Origin of the sequence: Ensifer sp. (assembly GCF_031989085.1) — a bacterium.
Classification (GTDB): domain Bacteria; phylum Pseudomonadota; class Alphaproteobacteria; order Rhizobiales; family Rhizobiaceae; genus Ensifer.
Map to the genome: position 1 here is coordinate 25177 of NZ_DALZXU010000013.1, position 16500 is coordinate 41676.

16 protein-coding genes are annotated in these 16500 nt (G+C 63.4%); 4 read left to right on the forward strand and 12 right to left on the reverse strand.

Annotated elements, in window-relative coordinates; all coding sequences use genetic code 11:
• Positions 1 to 183: 183 nt before the first annotated feature.
• Positions 184 to 1437: a D-amino acid dehydrogenase gene (locus tag RTP54_RS29350; RefSeq protein WP_312367495.1), complete on the reverse strand. Its 1254-nt coding sequence runs from the start codon at positions 1435 to 1437 to the stop codon at positions 184 to 186.
• Between the two features lie 211 nt (positions 1438 to 1648).
• Between RTP54_RS29350 and RTP54_RS29355 the strand changes: the two genes are divergently transcribed.
• On the forward strand, positions 1649 to 2110 hold the full coding sequence (locus RTP54_RS29355; RefSeq protein ID WP_312367497.1) for an Lrp/AsnC family transcriptional regulator: 462 nt from the start codon (positions 1649 to 1651) through the stop codon (positions 2108 to 2110).
• Positions 2111 to 2273: 163 nt separating this feature from the next.
• Here the strand turns inward: RTP54_RS29355 and RTP54_RS29360 are convergent, their stop codons facing one another.
• The 4 genes from RTP54_RS29360 to RTP54_RS29375 all read right to left on the reverse strand — a co-directional run bounded on the left by RTP54_RS29360 (position 2274) and on the right by RTP54_RS29375 (position 6021).
• On the reverse strand, positions 2274 to 2531 hold the full coding sequence (locus RTP54_RS29360) for a hypothetical protein (protein ID WP_162703393.1): 258 nt from the start codon (positions 2529 to 2531) through the stop codon (positions 2274 to 2276).
• 838 nt (positions 2532 to 3369) lie between these two features.
• Positions 3370 to 4401 (reverse strand): GH25 family lysozyme, encoded by a 1032-nt coding sequence (locus RTP54_RS29365; protein WP_312367499.1) that lies wholly within the window; start codon positions 4399 to 4401, stop codon positions 3370 to 3372.
• 148 nt (positions 4402 to 4549) lie between these two features.
• Positions 4550 to 5026 carry an Rrf2 family transcriptional regulator gene (locus RTP54_RS29370; protein WP_112808147.1) on the reverse strand — a complete coding sequence of 159 codons (477 nt, stop codon included), beginning with the start codon at positions 5024 to 5026 and terminating at the stop codon, positions 4550 to 4552.
• A 107-nt stretch (positions 5027 to 5133) separates the two neighbouring features.
• Positions 5134 to 6021: an NAD(P)/FAD-dependent oxidoreductase gene (locus tag RTP54_RS29375; protein WP_312367503.1), complete on the reverse strand. Its 888-nt coding sequence runs from the start codon at positions 6019 to 6021 to the stop codon at positions 5134 to 5136.
• 333 nt (positions 6022 to 6354) lie between these two features.
• On the opposite strand from RTP54_RS29375, the gene RTP54_RS29380 reads away from it, so the two are divergent.
• From RTP54_RS29380 to RTP54_RS29390, 3 genes are all read left to right on the forward strand, one after another.
• A complete protein-coding gene (locus tag RTP54_RS29380) occupies positions 6355 to 6942 on the forward strand; it encodes a YqaA family protein (protein WP_312367506.1) in 588 nt (195 codons plus the stop codon).
• Between the two features lie 137 nt (positions 6943 to 7079).
• Positions 7080 to 8351 (forward strand): glycosyltransferase, encoded by a 1272-nt coding sequence (locus tag RTP54_RS29385; RefSeq protein WP_312367508.1) that lies wholly within the window; start codon positions 7080 to 7082, stop codon positions 8349 to 8351.
• A gap of 13 nt (positions 8352 to 8364) precedes the next feature.
• Entirely contained in the window at positions 8365 to 9336 is a 972-nt protein-coding gene (locus tag RTP54_RS29390) for an NAD-dependent epimerase/dehydratase family protein (RefSeq protein ID WP_312367509.1), read from the forward strand.
• 20 nt (positions 9337 to 9356) lie between these two features.
• On the opposite strand, the gene hpaI is transcribed toward RTP54_RS29390, so the two are convergent.
• The 7 genes from hpaI to RTP54_RS29425 form a co-directional block, all read right to left on the reverse strand.
• The gene (hpaI, locus tag RTP54_RS29395; protein WP_312367511.1) at positions 9357 to 10169 is read right to left on the reverse strand and encodes a 4-hydroxy-2-oxoheptanedioate aldolase; all 813 of its coding nucleotides are present in this window, start codon (positions 10167 to 10169) and stop codon (positions 9357 to 9359) included.
• An 8-nt stretch (positions 10170 to 10177) separates the two neighbouring features.
• Complete coding sequence (hpaH, locus tag RTP54_RS29400) at positions 10178 to 10981, reverse strand: 2-oxo-hept-4-ene-1,7-dioate hydratase (protein ID WP_112808136.1); 804 nt, start codon at positions 10979 to 10981, stop codon at positions 10178 to 10180.
• 3 nt (positions 10982 to 10984) lie between these two features.
• Complete coding sequence (locus RTP54_RS29405) at positions 10985 to 11854, reverse strand: fumarylacetoacetate hydrolase family protein (protein WP_312367514.1); 870 nt, start codon at positions 11852 to 11854, stop codon at positions 10985 to 10987.
• A gap of 58 nt (positions 11855 to 11912) precedes the next feature.
• The gene (locus RTP54_RS29410) at positions 11913 to 13325 is read right to left on the reverse strand and encodes a pyridoxal phosphate-dependent decarboxylase family protein (protein WP_312367516.1); all 1413 of its coding nucleotides are present in this window, start codon (positions 13323 to 13325) and stop codon (positions 11913 to 11915) included.
• A gap of 45 nt (positions 13326 to 13370) precedes the next feature.
• Positions 13371 to 14351, reverse strand: coding sequence for a 3,4-dihydroxyphenylacetate 2,3-dioxygenase (hpaD, locus tag RTP54_RS29415; protein ID WP_312367518.1), 981 nt, complete (start codon positions 14349 to 14351; stop codon positions 13371 to 13373).
• A gap of 45 nt (positions 14352 to 14396) precedes the next feature.
• A complete protein-coding gene (gene hpaE, locus RTP54_RS29420) occupies positions 14397 to 15914 on the reverse strand; it encodes a 5-carboxymethyl-2-hydroxymuconate semialdehyde dehydrogenase (RefSeq protein ID WP_312367519.1) in 1518 nt (505 codons plus the stop codon).
• A gap of 68 nt (positions 15915 to 15982) precedes the next feature.
• Positions 15983 to 16375, reverse strand: coding sequence for a 5-carboxymethyl-2-hydroxymuconate Delta-isomerase (locus RTP54_RS29425; protein WP_312367521.1), 393 nt, complete (start codon positions 16373 to 16375; stop codon positions 15983 to 15985).
• Between the last annotated feature and the right edge of the window lie 125 nt (positions 16376 to 16500).

Below are 16500 nucleotides of genomic sequence, written 5' to 3' on the forward strand. Positions count from 1 at the left end.
CGGGATCGGCGGTGGCATGGACGGCTCGGGAACCCTGGCCGCCATCTTCTGCAGGCGGCCGGCTCAGCGATGGGGTTTGTCTTCGCCAGTCTGGCTCAACCCTGCCATGCTGGGGACAGCCGGGCCGCGCCAGGTCATGCCGCGGTGCTTGCCCCCGCGGCCAACCTGTGTCGCCAATCGCCGTCAGTGGTAGCGGCTGATCGCCAGATCCGTCGTTTCGATCTCGGGTTTGGTGTTGCTGATGAGGTCGCTCAGCACGCGGCCGGAGCCGCAGGCCATGGTCCATCCAAGCGTGCCGTGACCGGAGTTGAGAAACAGGTTGGCAAAGCGCGTCGCGCCGATGACAGGCGTTCCATCCGGCGTCATCGGCCGCAGTCCGGACCAGAACGTCGCTTCCTTCTGGTTTCCGGCGCCGCCGAAAAGGTCTTCGACCGAATGCTCGAGCGTGGCGCGGCGGTTCGCGGGCAGGTCGCTGCTGAAGCCGGCAATCTCGGCCATGCCGCCAACACGAATGCGGTCGCCCAGGCGCGTTATCGCGATCTTGTAGGTCTCATCCATGATCGTCGAGACCGGCGCGCGCGCCTCGTCGACGATCGGCACGGTGATCGAATAACCCTTCACGGGGTAAACGGGCAGGCGAAGGCCAAGCGGCTTCAGAAGCGCCGGCGTATAGCTGCCGAGTGCGGCGACGAAGACATCGGATCGGACCTCGCCCTCGGCCGTTTCGACGGCGACGATGCGATTTCCGTCCTGCCGCAGTCCGCGGATATCGACACCGAAACGGAACGTCACGCCGAGTGCTTCGGCGTGCCTCTGCAGTTCGTTGGTGAACTTGAAGCAATCGCCGGTCTCGTCGTTCGGCAGCCGGAGGCCGCCGACGATCTTGTCGCGGACAGGCCGGAGGCCGGGTTCAGCTGCCACGCAACCGGCCGGGTCGAGAACTTCGAAGGGCACGCCGTCGGCCCGCAACACTTCGATATCCTTGCCAATGCCGTCGAGCTGCTTGGCGGTCCGAAACAGCTGCAGCGTGCCTTGCGTGCGGTGATCGTAGGCGATGCCCGTCTCGTCGCGCAGTGCAATCAGGCAATCGCGGCTGTATTCCGCCAGGCGAACCATCCGGCCCTTGTTGACGGCATAGCGCGCGGAGGTGCAGTTGCGCAGCATGGCCGTCATCCAGCGCCAGGTCGCGGCGTCCATCATCGGGCGGATGATCAGAGGCGCGTGCTTCATGAACAGCCATTTCATGGCCTTTTGCGGGATGCCGGGGGCAGCCCAGGGCGAGGCATAGCCGGGGGATATCTCGCCGGCATTGGCAAAGCTCGTCTCCAGCGCCGGGCCGGACTGACGATCGAGGACGGTCACCTCATGGCCCGCCTTGGCCAGATAATATGCGGAGGTCACGCCGATCACGCCGGCGCCCAAAATGGTAATCTTCATTGCATCCTCTGGGGAACACTGATCGGTCGTCCAGCAAGGCAAGGCAGTGGCCGGAGACGTGCTGTTGCCAGCCCCTCCCGCAATGCCAGCCCCCACTGGAATTGGCTCAGAACATAGTGAAATAATCGAGCAAGATCATGCGAACTCGCGCTTGATTATTCTCAAGCGTGCTGATCTTAAGAATTATCTGCGAAGAAATGAAAGAATCCACATGTCCGGTTTGGATGCCATAGATCGCAACATCATCCGACTGCTGCGGCTCAACGCCCGGATGAGCAATGCCAAGCTCGCAGCCGAGGTGGGGCTGTCGCCGTCGGCCTGCCTGAGACGCATCAATCTCCTGGAACAGGGCGGCGTCATTCGCGGTTACACGGCGTTGGTCGGAAACGCCGATGGCGACAATGCGATTGCGGTGATCATCAACATCACGCTGGAGCGCCAGACCGAGGAACACCTCAACCGCTTCGAGGCGGCCGTGCGCAAACACCCGGAAATCCAGGAGTGCTACCTGATGACCGGCGGCTCCGACTATCTCTTGCGGGTGGAGGTCGAAAACGCCGGCGATTTCGAGCGGATCCACAAGGAAATCCTGGCAAAGTTGCCGGGGGTCCTGCGCATTCACTCCAGCTTTTCGATCCGCAACGTGCTGCTTTCACGCTCAAGGCGGCGTTAGCCTCTCGCTCGGCAACGGCGGGGTCGATTGCGGCACGTGGAGACTGTGGGGAGGGCGGGCCGATGGCTGGCGACCACCGCATGGCGTACGCCATGATGCCACCCGAAATTGCCGCGTCGCGCCGGTAAGCGCGACGATCGGTACCTTGTGGCGACGATGTGGATCAGTGCAACGCCCGCTGCTCCGGCGGCGTCGACTGCAGCCAGGGCGGGAACGCCCGACTGGAAACAAGGCGCGCGATCAGCCGTCCGCCTGGGGTGAGGACATCGACGATCGCGCCGCGATATTCGTATTCCTCGGCGAGTTCGTCGGCGATCAGTTGACCGTAGGCAACAGCGCGGCCTTCATTGGGGTGTTGCTTGCCGGCCTGGTCGCGGCTTGTCACACCGGCCGCATGGATATGGTACATGTAGCGGGGCATGGTCCGCCGCTCCTTTCCGATTTGCATGGGCTCTCAATGCTTCCCGCATCCGCGGCCAAAAGCCGGGGATGTCCGAGACACGCGATGTCGGAATTCTATAGCATGGTTTTTGGGACCGTTCCCGTGACATGGGCGTGACGGCTGCAATCGAGATCGCTAATATTACCGTAACATATTGAACAGTCGTAATTTTTAGAAATAAAAGTGGGCGCGCCCATAGGCGTGCGCCGGCTATGCGGTGCCCCTCAACCTTCAGTATTTCCGCGATCGGCAGGCGCCCGTGGCGGGTGCTGGCGATCGCGGCAGAACAGGTGATCGGCGCTGAGCGCATGGCTGGTCTGCGAAGTCGGCTCTACGAAAACCGTGGGCATTCTGTATATTGAACTCATCGAAGCGATGCACCTCCTCCCGCAGAACTTCGATGCATGCAGGCGCTTTCTCCTCCTCCCAATGAGCGCCTGCCGGAATGGCAACACTCCTCCTCCCAGTTGCCATTCAATCCCTTTAAGAGCCTGCCGCACCTCCTCCCGCGGCAGGCTTTTTCTTTTTCAGGGCACGGTTTGGCGGATGTGGGCGGGTATCACCATTGATCGAAATATAGCCTCGGCGGCGATGCGCGACTGCGCGTGGCACAGGTCGGGTCATGGGGTCATGGGGGCAGCAAGCGCATTGCGCATGCCACGGATCCGTGGGGACGGTTGACCGGTCGCCATTGGGCCGAGGCGGTCGATGTGACGGCGACCGTCGGAGCGCGTCGCGCGCGCTCAGGATATACTTGATTTCGCACGCTCGGCGCGTACGAAAGCCCAAAGCCGCTGGCGGCCTTGCACGGCCAATTCTAGCTCGCGCGTCGGGCGAGCCAGTTCTGCCAGTCGTTCTCGTCGCCGTGGAACACGTTGAGGTCGATCTTGCCTTCAACGCCGTGCGACAGCCCGGAGCCCGAATACTGCCAGAAGACCCACTTGCGGCCCGGGTATCTCTTGGAGGGATGAGCTGCAACCGAGCGTAGCCAGAACGGATAGTCGAGCAGCTCGCCCGAAAGGTTGTCGGCATAGAAATCGGGGGCGGTGTAGATGATCGGGCGCTGGCCGTAATGCGCCTCGAGCTTGTCCATGAAGACCTGCATCTTTTCCAGCACGCGGGCGCGCGACAGCCGCCGTTTGCAGCTCGACTCGCCATTGTATTCGACATCGATCACCGGTGGCAGTGCGCCGGCTTCCCTCGGGACATTGCGAATGAACCAGTCGGCCTGCTCGCCGGCCGTGCGGCACCAGTAGAAGAAGTGGTAAGCGCCACGCTTCAGTCCGGCTTCCTTTGCCTTGCGCCAGTTCGTCTTGAACATCGGATCCAGGTGGTCGCCGCCATCGGTCGCCTTGATGAAGGCGAAGTTGGCACCTTGCGTGCGCAGCTTGGGCCAGTCGATCTCACCCTGCCAGCGCGAAACGTCGACGCCATGGACGGCCATCTTGCGGGGGGACGCCCGCCCGAAATTGATCGGCTTGGCGTCGCGGAAACGGTGTCCGTAGATCTGCGTGCGCGTTCCAGGCGTCGTCAGGACGGCAGGCGTCGCGGGCACGATCGCGGCAACAGGCCGTTCGAGCGGCATCGGCATTGCGACGGTTCTTGTCTGTGGCTGGAACGCTTCCGGCTCCGGCACGGTTCCGGCCCAGGCAAGCACTTCCTGTGGTGGCGCTGTCTGCGCCTGGGCAACGCCGACGCTGGCCGACGGCACGGGCGACGCCGGCACGACGGAGCTCGTCGTTTCGCGCGAGGGCTGTTGCGGCACGATCGTATCGAGCGCCGAACTGGACGTGCAGCCTGCCAAGACCAGGCAGGCAAGGAACATTGCTGGCACAGCTGAGAAACGCATGAGCACCCGTACGCAAAACATGTCGGCGGCGAGGAACAGTGCCGCCGTGACCCCATTGATTTGAAATTGCTAACGGAAACTTACCGGAAAAGACTAAATACAATCTTTACGGCCGCCCCCCATGGAGGCGGCGCCCAAGGAGCCGCGATCAGGACGATCTGTCCGGGTGGTCGGCGCAGGGGCGTGATCCGCTGCCCCTGGCCGCGCCGTAGCGCCTTTCGAAATCAGCGGCGATATCCGAGATGGCGATTTCGCCGAGGCGCCTCAGCAGCAGTGTCTCCGCCTCATCGAGCGTGCGCTCCAGCGCCGAATTGACGGCCTGTTCGACCAGGCATTGCGGCTCTTCGGTCGCGACACCCATGGCGAAAAAGCCGGGGCTCCCGATCGTCCTGTAGACATCGAGGAGAGTGATGTCCGAAAGCGGCCGCGACAACGTCCAGCCGCCGCCATGGCCTTTTTCGGACGAGACATAGCCGGCGTCGCGCAGACCGGCCATCGTACGTCGGACGACGACGGAGTTCGTCCCGAGCATCTGGGCGATCCTTTCGGATGTCATCGGCTGTGCATGCTTTTCCATGTGCAGCAACACATGCAGCAATCGTGAGAGGCGTCCGTCCTGTCGCAATGGCACCATTTCCTGTTTTGCATCTGATAGCATGGATGGTGCGGGCCGGGGAGACCGATGCAGCATTGTGCATCTCAGCGATGCGGGGGTGCTGATGTGGCGGACCCTCAGTCGAACATCAGGGACCGATGGGTGGCCGCGCCGGCCATTGCGCCGTCACCGACAGCCAGCGCCACCGACCCCGCAGACCTTGCCGCGTCGCCGCAGGCAAAGACGCCGTGAACGGTCGTCGCCTTCATGGCGTCGGTCCGGATGGAGCGACCGAGCGGACCATCATCGAAGGCGCAACCGAGTTGTTCGGCAAAGGGTGCCGCCACCTCTGTCCTGGTGGCGGTGAACAGGCCCGACATCGGGAGCACGCGCCCGTCCTTCATGACGACATTTGCCCGCTCTCCTTCCAGCCTGTCGATCGTTCCTCGCTCCACCGTCACATTGCGCCGTGCCAGTTGCTGCAACTGATCCGCATCGGGCTCGAATGCACCGTTGAGAAAGAACGTGGTCGGCCCCCAGTCCGGCAGCATCAGCGCGTGGTGCATGGAAAGGGCGGATGTCGCAAGCACGCCGATCGCGCCCTCTTCGAGTTCGTAGCCATGGCAGTAGGGGCAGTGGAAGACGCTTTTGCCCCAGCGTTCGGCAAGGCCTTCCAGTTCCGGCAGCACATCCGTGACGCCGGTCGCAAGAACAAGCCGTCGGCCGGTGATGTCGGCACCGTGCCGGAGCGCGATCTTGAAGCCATCCTTCAAGGGCTCGGCGCTTGTCGCCTCGTCCTGCAACCATTGCACGGTCGGGTACTCCATCAACTGTGCGCGGCCTTCGGCCGCGATTGCCGAGGGCGTGTTGCCGTCCTGGGTGAGAAAGCCGTGCGACGTTTCTGCGAAGCGGTTCCGGCGCAAGCCGTTGTCGATGATCAGAACCTTGCGGCGGGCGCGGGCGAGCTGCAGGCCGGCTGATAGGCCGGCATAGCTGCCGCCGAGGATGATTGCGTCAAAGGACATGTCGCCTCCTGTTTCGATTTCGCATCTTTATAAGTTACGTGATTTCCGATTGCAATATCATGGCATGTCAAAAGTTACATGATGGGCGCTGGTAACGCCGGGAAAGGTCCTCGCGGATGGATCCGCAGCACGCCAGGATCGATCAGTATTCTTCCTCGGCAAATTGCCTAGGGTCGCGGTGCCAGCTTCGCTTCCGCGTTCCGCACGTGCGGACAAACATATGCCTTTTTGATAATGGAAGGGGAAACGCGGCGCGGCCTGGCATTCATTCTCGGGAACGCGTCGCTCCCGCCATCGGCCCCGTCGGACGCCCTATCAACGACCGGAATTCTCATGCTTCGCAGCTTGTATAATTGGACGATGGACCTCGCTGGCCGGAAATCGGCTGCCTGGTGGCTGGCACTTGTTGCCTTCGTCGAAAGCTCCGTCTTCGTGGTCCCGGCCGACGTCCTGTTCCTGCCCATGGTGCTGGCAAAACCGCATAGAGCCTATCGCTATGCGTTCCTCGCGACCGTCTTTTCCGTGCTCGGCGGTATCGCCGGCTGGTTCCTCGGCCATTATGCCTTCGATGCCATTGCCCGTCCGATCCTGCAATTCTATGGCAAGCTCGACGCGTTCGAATCCATGCGCGCATCGGTCGATATCGAGGCAATCCTGCTGCTGCTGGTAACCTCGGGGCTTGCTCATGTTCCGCCGATGAAGGTGGTCACCATTCTGTCGGGGGCGGCCAATGTCAGCCTCGGCATGTTCATAGCGTCGGCAGTGATCACGCGCGGCGCCCGCTTCTTCATCCTGGCCGCGGTCCTTCGCCGGCATGGCGACGCCGTCCGCCACTTCATCGAAAAGCGTTTGGGGCTGATCGCCGCCGGCGGTGCGGCGGCGCTGATCATGCTTTATGCGGGTTACGTCCTGGTGAAATGAGGGCGGTCTGTCGGCGCCGATCCGGCCGCAGGCACACCGCGTCTACCGCAAATTGATATCTTGCCAACCGGGCGCAAGCGGCGGCCAAATGGAGCTATTCCAGGTCGCGCAGTTTAGTCTCCGAGAGGCGAGTGTCCATGCGGCTTATCGTTGTCAACGACGTGTCGGAGGCCCTGGGCGGTGCGACCAAGGTCGCGCTCCAGTGCATAGAGGCAGGTGTTGCGGCGGGGCTGGAATGCGCCGTTCTGGTCGGTGATGACGGTGCGGGAATTCGCGCGCGCTTCCCCGGTGTGCGGGTCGAGGCACTGGGCGAGCGCCCCTTGCGTGACGGCGTCCGTTTCGCAAACCTGTTCGACAGACATTTCAACGGCCGCGCCTACCGTGCCTTGCGCCGGCTCCTGAAAACCGGCAGCGATACGGTCGTCCATGTGCACGGCTGGTCGCAAATCCTTTCCCCTTCGATTTTCCATGCGCTGGCCCGAAGCGAGGCCAAGGTGGTCGTGACCGCCCATGATTTCTTCCTGACCTGTCCGAACGGCGCCTATGCGCATTTCGGCAGGGGCGACATCTGTCGCGAAAAACCGCTGTCTGCCGGCTGCCTCGCCAGCGCCTGCGACAAGCGCAACTATCTTCACAAGCTGTGGCGTTTCGCCCGCGCGATGACCCAGGTGGCGGCCGGTGAAGCATTCTGGGCCCGCGTCGGCGTCATTCTCGCCCATGAGGGCATGGAGCCATATCTCGGCGCAGGTCCGCTTCGAAATTTCCTGACATTACGCACGCCATCGACGCCGCTGACGCGGGTTCCTGTCGAGGCCTGGCGAAATGAGCGCGCGCTGTTTCTGGGGCGCATGTCGGTCGAAAAGGGCGTGCGCACGCTGGCCGACGCGCTGAACCTGACGGGCCGGACGGCGGCTTTGATCGGGCGCGGGCCGCTGCTCGAGGAGATACAGGGCGCGCTTCCCCACTGTTACGTCCCCGGCTGGCTTGATGACGAAGAGGTCGCATATGTGGCGGCAAGGGCGCGTTACTTCTTCATGCCTTCGCGGATGCCGGAACCCTACGGTCTTGTCGCAGCCGAAGCGCTGATGTCCGGTATACCGGTGATCGCCAGCAGCAATGCATTGATTGCCAGGGAGATCGAGGAGAACCAGGCGGGGCTTGTGTTTGAAAGCGGCAATGCCTGCTCACTCGCCGAAAAGATGCTGTCGATGGAGAATGACGCGTTGGTCCGGCAATTGAGCGAGGGTGCCCTTGCCTATGGCCGCAGGGTGGCGCCCTCGAAAGAGGAATGGCGCCAGCGCATGGTCGATATCTACACGGGGCGGGTCAAATTTTCGACTCGTGACGTGATGACGGAAGCACGGGGGCAACCGGAACGCCCGGCGTTTGAACTGGCCGGGCGGATCTGAAAGGGGGAGGGGGATGGCGCGTGCGTTGGTGACGGGGGGAGCAGGATTCGTGGGGCGCCATCTCTGCGCCAAGCTCCTATCGGAAGGCGTCGATGTCGTCTGCGTCGACAAGCTTGCGCGCGGGACGGGCGCGATGCGCCCCGCGCGATGGCATGCTCCGCCCAAGGGCGGCTTCGTTCTCATCGAGGAGGATTGCCGCCGCTACTTCGATCGCGCCGCCGAACGGTTCGACATGGTGTTCCATCTCGCCGCCATGGTGGGCGGTCGCGTCATGCTGGAGACCCAGACGCTGCTGGTTGCCGAGGATCTTGCCGTCGACACCGACATGTGGCGCTGGGCGGCACGCACGCGCCCGGGGTCGGTCGTCTATTTCAGCTCGAGCGCCGCCTACCCCGTTGGCCTGCAGCGCCCCGAAGGGTATCGCAAGCTCAGCGAAGACATGATCGACTTCGAACATACGCTCGGCGTGCCGGATCTGAGCTATGGCTGGGCGAAACTCAGCGGCGAATATCTGATGAAGCTCTATGTCGAGAATTACGGCGGGCGGGCGGTCGCCTATCGTCCGTTCAGCGGCTACGGCGAAGATCAGGACCTGAGCTACCCGTTCCCGGCAATCTGCCAGCGGCTGATCGAGGAGCGCGGTTCGGATGAGGTCTTCGTCTGGGGCTCCGGACGGCAATGCCGCGATTTCATCCATATCTCGGATTGCATCGATTTCGTCTGGAAGACGTTTACGCGGCTTCAGAACGGCGGATCTCTCAATATCTCGACCGGTATCCCCACATCGTTCATCGAACTCGCCAGGCTCGTCAGCCGGGGCATCGGCTGGGAGCCGAAAATATCCGGTCGGTCGGACAAGCCGGAGGGCGTGTTCTTCCGCTGCGGCGACACGGCGCTGCAGTCCTCCTATGGCCTAGCACCACGCGTCAGCCTCGAAGCCGGCGTGGCGCGCGCGCTCGATCATCTGCGAACGAGGGTGCACTGACCTCGCGTTGCTATCGACCGTCAATATCCGGACGCAGGCGCATTCGCGCCCGCGGGTGAGACGGGGACATCGTCAAAACTCGCTCGCAGGCGGCTCGTAGCACCGACAAGCAGGCTGACATCATTGCCGACCGCGACGAAAAGCGCGCCAAGTTCGAGGTAACGTTTCGCAAGCGTGGTGTCGGAGGTGAGGATGCCGGCCGCCTTTCCGTGCGACTGGATCCGCGCGAGTGCCGCCTCGACCGCCTGCTGGACCTCCGGGGCGCCCGGCCGGCCAAGAAAGCCCATGTCTGCGGCCAGATCAGCGGGGCCGATAAAGACGCCGTCGACCCCTTCGGTCGAGGCAATCGCGTCGAGGGCGGCCAATCCCGCGCGGCTTTCCACCTGCAGTAGCAGGCAGATTTCGGCGTTGGCCGTTGCCAGATAATCCTCCGCCCGGTTAAAGGCGGACGCCCGGGCAAGCGCGGCGCCGACGCCGCGCATGCCGTGTGGCGGATATCGCACAGCCCGCACCAGCGCGCGGGCGTGCTCGCCGGTCTCGACCATCGGAACCAGCAGCGTCTGGGCGCCGATATCGAGAAGCTGCTTGATCAGCCAGGGCTCGCCGATCACAGGGCGGATGATCGGATGGCTCGGCGAACCCGAAAGCGCCTGCAGTTGCGCCATCATCAACGGCACGTCGTTGGGCGCATGTTCGCCATCGATGAGCAGCCAGTCGAAGCCGGCACCGCCGCAGATTTCAGCCGTATAGGGGTTGGCAAGCGCCAGCCAGAGGCCGATCTGCGGCCGTCCTTCGGCAAGCGCCTGCTTGAACATGTTGCGGGGAGCGGGCATGGACGCACCTATTCGAAAAAGCAGCTGACGGTTCCCTGCGGCCCGAAATCGGCGACGATGGTGTCGCCGTGACGGGCCTCGACGGGGCGGATGAAGGAGCCGGCAAGGACGATCTGCCCGGCATCAATGCGGTCGCCGTAGCTGGCGAGCCTCCGGGCGAGCCAGGCGATCCCGCGTGCGGGGTGATTGAGCACGCCGGCGCCGAGCCCGGTTTCCTCCACTTCCGCATTGCGCGAGACGATGGCGCCCATCCAGCGCATGTCGACATCCTGTGGCCGCATGGCGCGGCCGCCGATGACGATGCCGGCATTGGCGGCATTGTCGGAAATGGTGTCGACGATGGTGCGGGCCTTCTTCGTTTCCGGGTCGGCGCGCAGGATACGCGTATCGAGAATTTCAAGCGCCGGGGTGATGTAGTCCGTGGCGTTGAGCACGTCGAAGACGCTGACATTCGGGCCGGCGAGCGGCGCCTTCATGACGAAGGCGATCTCGGCCTCGATGCGCGGCTGGATGAAACGATCCGCCGGGATCGTCGCGCCATCCTCGAACATCATGTCGTCGAACAGCACGCCGGAATCGGGAATGTCGATGTTGAGTGCATATTGCATCGCCTTCGACGTCAGCCCGATCTTCCAGCCGATGACTCGCCGGCCGCGGGCGATCTTCTGCTTCACCCAGGCCGATTGCACGGCATAGGCGTCGTCCATGGTCATTTCGGGATGCTTGAGGGAGAGAAGGCCGGTCTGGATGCGGCTTTTCTCCGCCTCATCCAGCGCCTTTGCGGCAGCGGCGATTTCGTTGGCGTCCAGCATGGTTCAGGCCTCGTCGGCAATAGGATTGGCAAGCAAGCCGATGCCATCGGCCTCGACCTCGACGATGTCGCCGGGCTTCAGCCAGATCGGCGGGTCGAAACGGGCGCCGGCGCCGGTTGGCGTTCCCGTGACGATGACGTCGCCGGGCACGAGCGTCGTAAATGTCGAGACGTAGTTGATGATCTTGCGGAAGGAGAAGATCATTCGGCTCGTGCGGTCCTGCTGGCGCACTTCGCCGTTGACGCGGGTTTCCAGCTTGATGTCGGCGATCTGCGCCTCGTCGGTGAAGGGCACGAGCCACGGGCCGATCGACCCGGTTCGGTCGAAGTTCTTGCCCTGCGTCACGTTGAACTTGGCGTGGCGCACCCAGTCGCGGATCGTGCCCTCGTTGCAGAGCGACAGCGCTGCGATGTGATCGAGCGCCGATGCCTCTGGGATGCGCCGGCCGCCCTTGCCTATGACGATGACGATCTCGCCCTCGTAGTCGAGTTCAGGGCTTTCGGGTGGGCGGATCAGGGGCTGCCCGTGGCCGGTAAACGAGCGCGGAAAGCGAATGAACAGCGAAGGGTTGGAGGGTGCTGCCTGTCCGTCCTTATATTCCGCATTGCGATCCGGGAAGTTGACGCCGACGCAGATGATCTTCTCCGGCGCTGGCACGGGGATCTCGAACCGGATATCGGCGAGCGACAGATCCGGCGCTAGGCTGGACGCCTGGTCCACAAGTCTTGCAAGAGCACCGTCGGCGATCATCTCACGGAGCGTCGGCCACGTTGCGCCGTGGCGTCGGGACAGATCGACGATACCGTCATTGCTGACAAGGCCGTAGCCGTGGCGCCCGGCCACGGAAAAACTGGCAAGTTTCGCAGACGTCATTTCAATCCTCCGTCCCGGTCAGGCACCGCCTGCGGGTAAGCGTGGGTGATCTTCGGGGTCATTGGTTCGCCATCCCCGCTGCGACTTCGGTGATGACGTCGAAGGCGACGTTAGCGTCCGCCTCGGTCATGTCGAACTGGCCGGCCTGGAAGCGGATGGCGACGCGGCCGTCGACCCGCGTCTGGGTCAGGTAGATCCGGCCGTCATCGTTGATCGCGTTGACGAGCGCGATGTTGTGGGCGTCGCCGTCGGCGCCACCGCGATGACGGAACGAAAACAGCGAGAACCGCGGGGCGGTGACGATTTCGAAGTCCTCATTTGCGCCCAGGCGCTCGGCGAGACGGCCTGCCCAGGCCACATGGTTGCGGATCATCGTCTTCAGGCCATCAAGCCCGTGGAAGCGCAGCAGGAACCACAGTTTCAGCGCGCGGAAGCGCCGGCCGAGCGGAATGGTCCATTCGGAATAGTTGATGATGCCATCGCGGCCGTGCGTCTTCAGATATTCCGGCTGGATCGCCAGAGTGCGCACGAGATCGTCGGGATTGCGGATGAAATGGGCGGAGCAGTCGAACTGGGCGCCGAGCCATTTGTGCGGATTGAAGACGACCGAATCCGCCTCTTCGACCCCGGCCCACAGCGGGCGAAACTCCTCGCAGATCATCGCGGAGCCTGCCCATGCCGCATCGACATGCACATAAAGCCCATGCCTGTGGGCAACGCGCACGACCTCGGCGATATCGTCGCACGCGCCAGTGCTGGTGCCGCCGGTGCAGGCGATGACGCCGGCAGGCAGAAGGCCCGCAGCCTTGTCCCTCAGAATGGCCGCTTCGAGCGCCTGGCAATCCATCGACTGCAGCGACCCTGCCACCGGTATGCGCACGAGGTTTTCCTCGCCGATGCCCGAGACCCAGATCGCCCGGTCGATCGAGGTGTGCACCTGGTCCGAAGAATAGATACGCAAGGGTGGATGGGCGCTCAGCCCCTGCTTGTTGCCCTTCCAGTTCAAGGCGCGCTCGCGCATGACGAGCACGGCTGAAAGCGTGGCGGAGGAGGCAGAATCCTGGATGACGCCTGAAAAGCCGTCGGGCAGGCCGATCGCCTGGCGCAGCCAGTCGAGCACCCGGGTTTCAAGCTCGGTCGCCGCCGGCGAGGTCTGCCACAACATGCATTGGGCGGCCATTGCCGTGACCAGATACTCGGCGATGACGGAGACCGGCGCGGCGTTGGCCGGGAAATAGGCAAAGAAGCGCGGATGCTGCCAATGGGTCATGCCCGGCAGGATGATGTTTTCGAAATCCTCGAAAATGGCAGCCATGTCCTCGCCGGTCTGCGGCGGCTTGGTGGGGAGCTGTGCGGCGATGGCGCCCGGTGCCGTCTGGGCGCGAACCGGCCGGTCGCGGAGCGACGCCCGGTAGGCCGCCCCCCATTCGGCCGCCTTCTGCGACCATTCACCGAAAGTCTTTTCGTCCATGACATTCCTCCCTTTGCGCTCGCGTACCGCCTTTCATGCCTCGATTTAGGGGGCGATGATAGGTTGCGCCTTCAGCACGGGTTCCACCGCCTCGGCGCCGGCAAAAAGACTGCCCTCCTCGAACCAGGATCTTGGTGCCGGTGCCCCCCAGAGCGTCTGGCGCTGCGGGTCCTTGAGGTCCCACTTGATCGGTTCGAGATCGGGATCGACCGTCTGGTAGTCGGAGCAGTAGATCTCGATGCGGTGTCCATCGGGATCGCGGACATAGAGGAAGAAGGCGTTGGAGATGCCGTGCCGACCGGGGCCGCGCTCGATGTTGGCGAGCCAGCCGGAGGTCGACATCAGGTCGAGCAGGTCGATGATGTTGAGTGGTGTCGGCACCCAGAAGGCGGTGTGATGCAGCCGGGGCCCGCGACCGTTGGTAAAGGCGATGTCATGGACGCCGCCCTTGCGGTGGGTCCAGGCGGCCCAGAGCCGGCCGGTCTCCTCGTCGGCCGTGTACTCGGTCACGCGGAAGCCGATCTCGTTGTAGAAGGCGACGGCATCGTCGACATTGGGCGAGAAGCAGTTGAAATGGTCGATGCGCAGCGGCTTCACGCCGCGATAGAGCGCATATTTCTGGTGGATCGGCGGCAGGCGGTCCATCTTCGAATAGAATTCGAGCGGTATGTCCTGGGGGTCACGGGTGCGAAACGTGCGCGATTGATAGGGGCGCTCGATCCATTCGACCGACAGCCCTTTCTGTTTGAAGAAATGCGCCGCCTTGTCGAGATCCTCGTCGCCAAACACCTTGAAACCGAGATCGCGCGCCTCGGCGTCAGCCGCCCTCTTCAGGATGATGCAGTGATGGCCGCGTTCCTCCATGGCGCGCAGGTAGATCGTGTCGGCGGTCTCGTCGGTCACCTGCAGGCCGAGCACGTCGACATAGAAGGCGCGCGACTTGGCAAGATCGGTGACGGCGAGTTCGACGTGGCTCAGCCGCACGATGTTGAAGGGCGGGTGAAGGTTCGGCTTCGGTAACGGCATTCTGGTCTCCTCCAGGTTTTTGGGCGGCGCGGTTTCGTGTCGCGCTCAGCCGCCGAGCTTGGCGATCGCATGGGCCGAGCTGGCAAACGCGATGTTCTTGGTTTCCATGTAGAAATCGAAGGACCAGTCGCCGCCGTCGCGGCCGATGCCGGAGCTCTTGACGCCGCCGAAGGGCGTCGGCAGATGGCGGACATTCTCCGAATTGACCCAGATCATCCCCGCTTCGAGGTGGTCGGTGAAGCGGAACGCGCGGGTGACGTCTGACGTCCAGAGGTAGCCGGTCAGGCCGTACTGAACGTCGTTGGCGAGCGCCAGCGCCTCCGCTTCGTCCTTGAAGGGGATGGCGGTCAGGACCGGCCCGAAAATTTCCTCTTGCGCGATGCGCATGGCATTGTCGGCGCCGGTAAACAGCGTCGGCTGGACATAGCATCCGCCACCGGGGCCCTCGAACTTGGCGCCGCCTGCTGCAACGGTGGCCCCTTCCTTCCGGCCGATCTCGATGTAGTCGAGCACCTTCTTTTCGTGTTCCGGGTGGATCAGCGGACCGACGACGGTTTCCGGATCGAGCGGGTGGCCGATCCGGATGCGTCTTGCCTTTTCGGCGACCCGCGCGGTGAAGCTCTCATAGATGCTCTCTTCCACCAGCAGGCGGGAGGAGGAGGTGCAGCGCTCGCCGTTCAGCGAATAGATCATGAAGACGGCGGCGTCGGCGGCCCGTTCCAGATCGGCATCGGCAAAGACGATGACCGGGTTCTTGCCCCCAAGCTCGAAATGCACCCGCTTCAGCGTGTCGGCGCCCTGCTTCATGATCAGCGAGCCTGTACGGCTCTCGCCGACAAAGCCGATCGCCTTGATGGCGGGGTGCTCTGTGAGCGCCTTGCCCGCGTCCTCGCCGAGACCGTTGACGAGGTTCCAGACGCCCTTGGGAAGGCCTGCTTCCTCGGCGATCTCGACGAGCAGGCGCGCGGTCAACGGAGAAAACTCTGCCGGCTTGTGGACGATGGTGCAGCCGGCAGCGAGCGCCGGCGCAATCTTCCATGTCGACAGCATGAAGGGGGTGTTCCACGGCGTGATGATGCCGATCGGGCCGATCGGCACGCGCGTGGTCATGTTGATCTGGCCCTCGGCGCGCAGCACCTTGCCGTCGCGGGCCTCGGGCGCGCGATCGGCAAAGAAGCGAAAGTTCTCAGCGCCGCGCAAGGCGGCCTTGGCCATGAACTTCAGCGACTGTCCCGTGTCCATGCACTCGACGAAGGCGATCTCCTCGGCGCGCGCGACGATGGCGTCGGCTATTTTGTGCAGGAGTTTCTTGCGCGCGTCGCCGGGCATCGCAGCCCAGGCCGGGAAGGCCGCCTTGGCAGCGCGTGCCGCTCGGTCGATATCGGCCGCCTTGCCGCGCGCAACGGAGCCAAGCGGCTTGAGGTCGACCGGAGAAATGGTCTCGAAGGTCTCGCCGTCCTGTGCCGGTACGGCCCGCCCATCGATGTGGTTGAGGACGCCGCCGGTGCGGAAGCGGGCGAGATAGGTTTCGGCCTTCTTGATGTTGTCGTCGAGTTTGGACATGGCATTCTCCAATCGTGCTGCGCTGCCGCTGGTGCGGCGCGGAAATAGCGTGCCGACGTCTGTCGGGATCAGTCGCCCTTCTGTCGAAGCCGCGGGTGGATCGCGTTCTTCTTCCAGCTCAGCTCCGGGTCGATCTCGCGGATCTCCAGGCTGAGGGCAAAATGGGGCGTGTCGAAAAGGCGCGCGAGCTCCTGCGCAACGGCGTCGAAGATGGCCGTTCCTGCCGCCTTCTTCTCACCTTGAGAGCGGCCGCGACCGATGCGGAACGACATGTCGATAAAGCCGTTCTCCGGCTGCAGATCGGCGATGGCGTAGTGGTCGCTTGCGATCGCGCGGACGCGGACGGCGCCGATTTCAAAGAGGCCGGTGGCGAGGATGGTCTTGTGGACCTCTTGGCACAGGTGATCGAAATCGACGCTGCCTTCGAGATTGGCGGAATATTCGATCGTGAAGTGCGGCATTCCCAGTCCCCGTCGATTTATTAATTAACACGTTAACAATATGCGGTCCGCTGTCAAGCGGCTTTCGCTGACGCCTGATTTCGGCGGTGATTGCGCAGCCGAGAAAAATCGCCCATAGATCGGCC